Here is a 7,769-nt window from a genome sequence, read left to right as displayed (position 1 = left end):
GTGATACTCCAACAGCCGCACCGCTTCTCGAAGCGCTGCGCGGCTGACCCGATAGCGCTCCAGCAAAGCGACCTCGGTGCCGAATACCTCCCCCACCTGCCATCCGCTGCGGGCGATATCGTCGCGGATGGCCGCGGCCAACACTTCGGCGAGCTTGCCCCGCGGCGCTTCCCGGTCGGTACTGCGCCGCGTGCGTGGACGGCTGCCGGGGTCATGATGGTCCTGCAGCCACTTCGTCGTCGACTGCGCGTGTTGTTCGCTCAGCGTCATCGCGCGCGCTGCGTCGCCAGCGGTGACCGCGGCGACGATGGCTGAGTGGTCGCGGTGGCGGTGCTCGATCGCCTCGAATGCATCGCTGGCCGAGTCGAATCGCGAATCTTCGGCGTATCGAACGGTCAGCCGCATGAGGATATCGATAAACAATTGCAGCACTGAGTTTTTCGACTGCTCAGCCAGCGCGGCGTGAAACTCGTCATTCGCCGGATCGGGGTTGCGGTCTTGCTCGGTCCGCAAGACGCCGCGGAGCCGGTCGATGCCTGCTTCGTCGATCTGCTGCGCCGCCCGCGCCGCCGCTAACGGCTCCAACAGCAACCGCGCATCCAACAGGTCGCCGATCGTGGTGCCGAGGTATTCCAGGTAGATGATGATGGCGTGGGTTGCCGGTGCGGCGTCCGGCTCGCAGACCAGCAGTCCGCCGTTCGGGCCGCGCCGCATGCGCGCCACCTGGTGATGTTCGACGAGTCGGACTGCTTCCCGTAGCACCGACCGGCTCACTCGGTAACGCTGTTGCAGAGCCGGCTCAGAACCGAGCAGCTGGCCGACTGGCCAGCCACGCTTGATGATGTCGGCTTCGATGCGACGCGCAATCTGTGAAGCTCGCTTATCGGGCCGGCGCCGGGCAGCAGCACCGGCTCCGGCATGCAGCAGAGCTTCAGGGCTCAATTGCGATCCTGTACAAGGTAACTCAGCATGTCAGCAACATGCATCCGGCGATCGGACCGCCGCCCACCGCCGCCACCGCGACTTCCGGGCGCCGTGGCACCTGGCGCTCCCCCGCCTCGCCGCGCAACTGCAGGCACGCCTCGTGCAGCAGCCAATAGCCGTGCATGCGGCCCGCCGAGAGTTGGCCGCCGTAGGTGTTCAGCGGAAGCGCGCCATTCAGCGCGATCCGCTCGGCGCCTTCGACGAACGGGCCGGCCTCGCCGTCACCACAGATGCCCAACGCCTCCAGCCAGGCGAAGGTGAGGAAGGTGAAGCCGTCGTAGAGTTCGGCGAGGTTCAGATCGGCGGGCGTCAGATCGGTCCGCGACCACATCTGCGCCGCCGCATCTGCCGATGCCATCTTCGGATAGTCCGCACGGTGGAACCAGCCACCGGCACCGTTGCTGCCGCCGACCGCTTCCACCTTCACCGCTCGGTGCGGGCAGTCATCGGCATAAGCGGCCGCCGACACCACCACCGCGATCGAACCGTCAATCGGCACGTCACAGTCCAGCAAGCCCAGCGGCAGCGACACCGGCCGCGCGGCGAGATAGTCCGCCATGGTCATCGGATCCCGGTACACCGCACGGGGATTCAGTGCAGCATTACGCCGGCTGTTGACCGCCAGCCAGCCCAGTTGCTCTTTGGTGGTTCCGTACAGCTCCATATGACGACGACAGACCAGCGCAAGCCAGTTTGCGGCCGAATATGCTTGGGCGGCAACAAGATCGCTGACATCGTCCATCGGGCCGACCAAGGGCGGCGTCTCGCCTTCGGGCGTATCGAACATTCTCGCCAGCGGTGGAGCGGGCGCATTCTCGTCCTGCTTCACCGGGACGGTGCCGCCCAGCATTTGGATCGTCCGGTAGATGATCACGTGCCGCGCATGGCCCTCGGAAACCGCGCGGCACGCCGAGATCACCGGGTTGAGCAGACCCCCGGTGCTGAAACCCGTCCCGCAATCGGCCGCATCGATGTGCAGCTCAGCGTTGACCTCGGCGGCAGGAGTGTCGCCCAACGTGGCGATCCCGTCGATATCCGAAGGGGCCAAGCCGGCGTCGTCAATGGCGGCCCGAACAGATTCCATGGTGAGTTCCAGCCCGGGAATGCCAGTGCGACGGCCGATTCGGGAGATACCGATGCCGGAAATGATCGCGTCTTTTTCGAAGTAGCTCATCTGCGCCGTCCGTTAGACCAACCCACTGCCCACCAACCCGGGACAATTGAGTGTACTGTATTGCCCGTGTCAACCGAGGCGCCGTCGCCGCTGCTGATCGAGCACTGCGAGAACTGTGCGCACTGGGTCCATCCCGCGGCCGGCGAATGCCACGACTGTGGCGGCCCCCTGGTCGCGCGGCAAGTATCGGGTCAGGGCACCGTGTTCACCTACACGGTCAACTATCACGCTTTCAACCCAGAGATCCCGACGCCTTACGTCATCGCCCTTGTCGAGCTCGCCGAGCAGAACGGGTTACGGGTGGCGGCCAATATCGTTGATTGCGAACCTGATTCAGTGACGTGCGGGATGCGCGTCGAGGCGTTGCCGGAGCCCGGCCCCGGCGGCGCAGCGCGCTTCGCGCCCGCCTGAGTACTGCCTTCGTTGTCAGCGCTTGCGGGCGGTGACCAGCAGGTACTCCCACTCCATCGTCGACGATCCAGCCAGGTATCGGTCGCCCAGTTCCGCCAGTTCGGTGTCCAGCGATGCGGTCCGTTCCGGCTCGCCTGCGATGCCCCGGTACGCCGAGATCGTCGGCCCGTAATAGGTTTTGAAAAAGTCGCGGAATGCCGCGCCATCGGCAAATCGATCCACACTGAGCGCACGGTGTTGCGCAGTGAAGTCGGTGATGCCATCCGCCAGCAGACCGCGCACATAGTCTTCGCTGCCCCACATCGGCGGCGGCTGCGCACCGGCCTGGGGCGCCGCGACGTAAGGCTTCATCGTCGCAAACATCTGACCAATGAAGCCTTCTGGCGTCCAGCTGAGCAGCCCGATCGTTCCGCCGGGACGGCAGACCCGGACCAACTCGTCGGCCGCGCACTGATGATGCGGGGCGAACATCACCCCTATGCAGGAGAGCACCGCGTCGAATTCACCGCCGCCGAACGGCAACGCTTCGGCATTGGCTTCACACCACCGCAGATTGACGCCGCGGGTCTGAGCGAGCGCTGCACCGCGCTCCAACAGTTCCGGGACCAGATCGCTGGCGACCACCTCCGCGCCGGCGAGGGCGGCAGGAATCGCCACATTGCCCGCTCCGGCGGCGACGTCGAGCACCCGGTCATCGGGGCCGATCCCGGTCGCCTGGACCAGCACCGGGCCCAGCGGGGACACCACTTCGGTTGCCACGGTGGTGTAGTCGCCCAGCGCCCACAGCGCGCGGTGCTTGTTTTCGAGTGCGTGATCGGCAGCCACCACGTCGGAGTCAATTCTGGTCGTCATGCCACCATCCTCAGGCTGCCGGCTGAACCGTTTCCAGTGTCAGATCTGAACCCGCTGTGGTTCACGGTCTGTACTAGTCAATTCCGCTGCCAGGCGGTGTACTGGAGATATGTCGACGTATGGCCAGTTCTGCCCCATCGCAAAGGCGATGGAGTTGCTCGATGAACGATGGACCCTGCTCGTGGTGAGTGAACTACTGCGAGGCAGTGTGCATTTCAACGACCTGCGGCGTGGTCTGCCGAAGATGTCACCCGCGCTGTTGTCCAAGCGCCTCAAGTCGCTGACCCGTGCCGGCGTTGTCGAACGCGTCGAGACCGATGGCCGCTCCTCGTACGCGCTGACGCCGTGTGGGCAGGAACTCGCCGGAGTCGTAGGCGCGCTCGGTGCCTGGGGAATTCGCTGGATAGGCGAACTCGGCGACGCCGACCTGGACCCTCATCTGCTGATGTGGGATATCCGCCGCACGATCTCGGTCGACGCATGGCCACGGGCGCGCACCGTGGTGGCGTTTGACCTGGCCGACGTCGACCGCAAGGCGGCGCACTGGTGGCTGCTGGTGTCGGAGGGCGTACCCGATGTCTGCGATTTCGACCCCGGCTACGAGGTGGCTGCCACCGTCGACACCAGCCTGCGCACCCTGACCCAGATCTGGCGCGGCGACGTGTCCTGGTCGCGGGCGATGCTCGCCGGTGACGTCACCATCCACGGAGCCGCGGAGGCCCGCCGGGCTGTGCCGGGCTGGCTCGGCCAGTCGCTCGCGGCCGCCGTCCCGCGTCCGGCTTGAGCGCTGTGTCAGTTGATCAGCGGGTCGCGCGGCATGCCCAGGATCCGCTCGGCGATTTGATTGCGGGTGACCTCAGAAGTGCCGCCGGCGATCGCCATGGCTCGGGCGCTCATCACCATCCGGCCCGCGAGCGCGCCGGCGCCGTCGTATAACGCGGTTTCGGGCCCCGCCAGGCCGGCCATGATCGCGCCACCCTCGATCATGTGGTCGGCCAGTTTCAGCTTGGTGACGTTGCCTTCCGGCCCCGGTCCGGCACCCTCGACGCTGCGCGCGACGCGCCGCAGGTTCAGCAGCCGCAGAGCGTTCTCTTCGGCGAGATATAGCCCGACGCGAGTTCGCCCGCCCGGCAACCGATCTGGCTGAGCCTTCACCTGCTCCACGATTTGAGTGGCCAAACCCGCGTAGAAGGATCCGCTGCCGCCGATGCTGACCCGCTCGTTGCCCAGCGTTGCCCGCGCCACGGTCCAGCCGGTGTTGGGCTCCCCGACCACGTCTTCGTCGGGCACGAACAGGTCGTTGAAGAACACCTCGTTGAAGTCCGACCCGCCGGTGATCTGACGCAGCGGTCGCACCTCGACCTCGGGGGCGTTCATGTCGACGATCACCGTGGTGATGCCCGCGTGCTTGGGTGCGTCGGGGTCAGTGCGCACGGTAGCCAGACCGCGGGCGCAGTAGTGCGCCCCGCTAGTCCATACCTTCTGGCCGTTGATCTTCCAGCCGCCGTCCACTCGGGTGGCCTTGGTCTTGATCGATGCGGCGTCCGAACCGGCCTCGGGCTCCGAGAACAGCTGGCACCAGATCTCGTCTTTGCGCAGTGCCTTCTCGACGAATCGTTCGATCTGCCAAGGTGTTCCGTGCTGGACCAAGGTCAGGATCACCCACGCGGTGATGCCGTAGTCGGTGCGCTTGATGCCCGCGGCGCGGAACTCCTCCTCGATGACCAACTGCTCCACCGCATCTGCGGCCAATCCCCACGGCTTGGGCCAATGCGGCATCACGTAGCCGGTCTCGATCAGCTTGTCGCGCTGCGCCTGCTTGTCCAGCGCAGCCAGTTCGGCAACCTCCGCATGAATCCGGCTCCGCATTTCCTCCGCCTCGGGCGGCAGGTCCAGGCTGTTCTCCCGGGCGACACCAGCGGCGGTGCGCTCGAACACGTCCTCGGCGGGTGCGTCACCGCCGAACAGTGCCGTCGTCACCAACGCTCGGCGCAGGTGCAGATGCGCATCGTGTTCCCAGGTGAAGCCGATACCGCCGTGCACCTGAATGTTCAGCTCCGCATTGCGTGCGTAGGCCGGAAACGCCAGTGCGGCAGCCGAAGCCGCCGCGAGCCGGAACTGCTCCTCGTCTTCGGACGCCGCCCGGGACGCGTCCCACACCGCGGCGATACCCGACTCGCTGGCCACCAGCATGTTGGCGCAGTGGTGCTTGATTGCCTGGAACGTGGCGATGGTGCGGCCGAACTGCTGACGCACTTTGGCGTACTCGACCGCGGAGTCGACACAGTCGGCCGCTCCCCCGACCGCCTCGGCGGCCAGCAGCGTCCGGGCGCGCGCCAGCGCGGAGTCGTGCGCTCCGCGCAGGATGTCGTCGTCGCTGACCTTGACCTTCTCCAACCGGATACGGCCGGAGCGCCGGGTCGGATCCAGGTTCTCCGGCACCTCCACCGAGACGCCGGAGCGGCCTCGCTCGATCACCAGCACGTCGTCACCGGCCGCGACCAGCAGCAGGTCACCCAGGCCCGCGCCCAGCACGATGCCGGCATCGCCGTCGGCGACGCCGTTGCTGAGGCTCACCTGGCCACCCAGTCCGATGCCCGAAGTGACCGTACCGTCGATGAGTCCCGGCAGCAGCCGCGACTTCTGTTCAGCCGTACCGTCTTTGGCGATCACCGCGGAGGCGATGACGGTGGGTAGGAACGGCCCGGGCGCCACCGCACGACCCAGTTCGTCAATGACGACGACGAGCTCCGGCAACCCGTAGCCCGAGCCACCGTGCTCCTCGTCGATGTGCAGGCCCAGCCAGCCCAGGTCGACGAGCGCCTGCCAGAACGGCGGCCGGGCCTCCTCGGGCGCATCCAGCAGCGACCGCGCGGCGGCGCGGGCCTTCTGCGAAGCGAGAAACCCGCGGGCCACCCCGGCGAGTTCGCGATGGTCGTCGGTCAGTGCGATACCCATTGCAGGGCCTTCCTCTTGGACGCCATTGGCCGGTCGGAAAGAGTGTACTTAAATGCAAGCCGCCTCCCAACCAGGTGGTCGGTCGGGAGGCGGGCCCGCTAGAAGGTCACTTGGGTGCGAACCGCTGGCCGGCGTCCAGGCGCAGGCACTGGCCGTTCAGCATCGGGTTGTACACGATCGCCGCCACCAGCTTGGCGTACTCCTCCGGGCGGCCCAGCCGCTTCGGGAACGCGGCGTCCTTGGTCAGCGCGGTGGCGTATTCGTCCGGAATGCCCTTGGTCAGCCCGGTCGCGAACAGGCTCGGCGCGATCGCCAGCACCCGAATGCCCAGCGACCCGAGGTCGCGCGCCATGGTCAGGCACATGCCGGCGATTCCGGCTTTGGCGGCGGTGTAGGCCACCTGGCCGATCTGCCCCTCGAAGGCCGCGATCGATGCGGTGTTGATGATGACGCCGCGCTCCTCGTCCTCCGGCTCATTCTGGCTCATGTAACTGGCCGCCAGCCGGCTGATGTTGAACGAGGCTATGAGGTTGAGATCGATCACGGACTGGAACGACTCGAGGTCGTGCGGCCCGGATTTCGACATGGTCCGCTTGGCGATGCCACCACCGGCCGTGGTCACCGTGACATGCAGGCCACCGAGCTTGTCGACCGCGGTCTTCAGGGTTTCCTCGGTGGCGGCGAAGTCGGTCACGTCCAACGGATAGAAATCGCCGCCGATACCGGCCGCGACGTCCTTGCCGTCCGACCCTTCGCGGTCGAAGATTGCGACGCTGGCACCGTGAGTGTGCAGCAACTCGGCGCTGGCGCGGCCCATGCCCGAGGCACCACCGATGACGATGACCTTCTTGCCGTTGATCTCCATCCAAACCTCCTTGTTTGTTCGGGCAGTGCCCGCGCGTTAGCTGCACGTTATCGCGGCGGCGCGTGACGTTGTCGGTCAGGCGTGTAAAGGTGGGTTGTGCTGCTGATCGACGTCGCGACGACCTCGGTCGACGTGGGTGGCTCCGCGTCGCGGCTGGCCAAGACCGCGCGGATCGCCGAGCTACTCGGCCAGGCCGAATCCGATCCCGCCCTGGTCGCCATCGTGGTGGCGTGGCTGTCCGGAGAGTTGCCGCAGCGCCAGATCGGAGTCGGCTATGCGGCTTTGCGGTCGTTGCCGGCTGCCGCCGGACAACCGAACCTGACCGTCCTCGGTGTCGACTCCACGCTATCGACGATCGGTGCGGTGTCGGGTAAGGGCTCGCAGACCCGGCGCGCCGAGCTGATCGGCGGATTGTTCTCCTCAGCAACTGAAGTCGAGCAGACGTTCCTGCGGCGCCTGCTGACCGGTGAGCTGCGTCAGGGCGCGCTGATCGGGGTGATGGCCGACGCGGTGGCCAAGGCCGCG

General features: G+C 66.7%; 7 protein-coding genes and 1 pseudogene. 3 read left to right on the top strand and 5 right to left on the bottom strand.

All coding sequences use genetic code 11. The features are described 5' to 3' along the window. The coding region (locus WAO18_RS07285) for an FCD domain-containing protein (protein WP_422205095.1) at positions 1 to 942 on the bottom strand (942 nt) is incomplete at its 3' end. Between the two features lie 22 nt (positions 943 to 964). Then, positions 965 to 2,158 (bottom strand): thiolase family protein, encoded by a 1,194-nt coding sequence (locus tag WAO18_RS07280; RefSeq protein WP_422205094.1) that lies wholly within the window; start codon positions 2,156 to 2,158, stop codon positions 965 to 967. Positions 2,159 to 2,218: 60 nt separating this feature from the next. Here WAO18_RS07280 and WAO18_RS07275 point away from each other — a divergent pair, with 60 nt between their 5' ends. Beyond that, the gene (locus tag WAO18_RS07275) at positions 2,219 to 2,569 is read left to right on the top strand and encodes a Zn-ribbon domain-containing OB-fold protein (protein ID WP_422205093.1); all 351 of its coding nucleotides are present in this window, start codon (positions 2,219 to 2,221) and stop codon (positions 2,567 to 2,569) included. Positions 2,570 to 2,584: 15 nt separating this feature from the next. Here WAO18_RS07275 and WAO18_RS07270 read toward each other — a convergent pair whose 3' ends face one another. Next, on the bottom strand, positions 2,585 to 3,421 hold the full coding sequence (locus tag WAO18_RS07270) for a class I SAM-dependent methyltransferase (RefSeq protein WP_422205092.1): 837 nt from the start codon (positions 3,419 to 3,421) through the stop codon (positions 2,585 to 2,587). 109 nt (positions 3,422 to 3,530) lie between these two features. On the opposite strand from WAO18_RS07270, the gene WAO18_RS07265 reads away from it, so the two are divergent. After that, positions 3,531 to 4,205: a winged helix-turn-helix transcriptional regulator gene (locus tag WAO18_RS07265; protein ID WP_422205091.1), complete on the top strand. Its 675-nt coding sequence runs from the start codon at positions 3,531 to 3,533 to the stop codon at positions 4,203 to 4,205. An 8-nt stretch (positions 4,206 to 4,213) separates the two neighbouring features. Here WAO18_RS07265 and WAO18_RS07260 read toward each other — a convergent pair whose 3' ends face one another. Next, on the bottom strand, positions 4,214 to 6,379 hold the full coding sequence (locus WAO18_RS07260; protein WP_422205090.1) for an acyl-CoA dehydrogenase: 2,166 nt from the start codon (positions 6,377 to 6,379) through the stop codon (positions 4,214 to 4,216). A 106-nt stretch (positions 6,380 to 6,485) separates the two neighbouring features. Continuing rightward, positions 6,486 to 7,244 carry an SDR family NAD(P)-dependent oxidoreductase gene (locus WAO18_RS07255; RefSeq protein WP_422205088.1) on the bottom strand — a complete coding sequence of 253 codons (759 nt, stop codon included), beginning with the start codon at positions 7,242 to 7,244 and terminating at the stop codon, positions 6,486 to 6,488. Between the two features lie 96 nt (positions 7,245 to 7,340). Between WAO18_RS07255 and WAO18_RS07250 the strand changes: the two are divergent. Beyond that, positions 7,341 to 7,769, top strand: a pseudogene (locus WAO18_RS07250) (ATP-dependent DNA ligase); the annotation flags it as partial.

It is taken from the genome of Mycobacterium sp., assembly GCF_049278535.1.
In the GTDB taxonomy this organism is placed as follows: Bacteria; Actinomycetota; Actinomycetes; order Mycobacteriales; family Mycobacteriaceae; genus Mycobacterium.
This window is presented reverse-complemented; position numbering and strand designations above follow the sequence as displayed.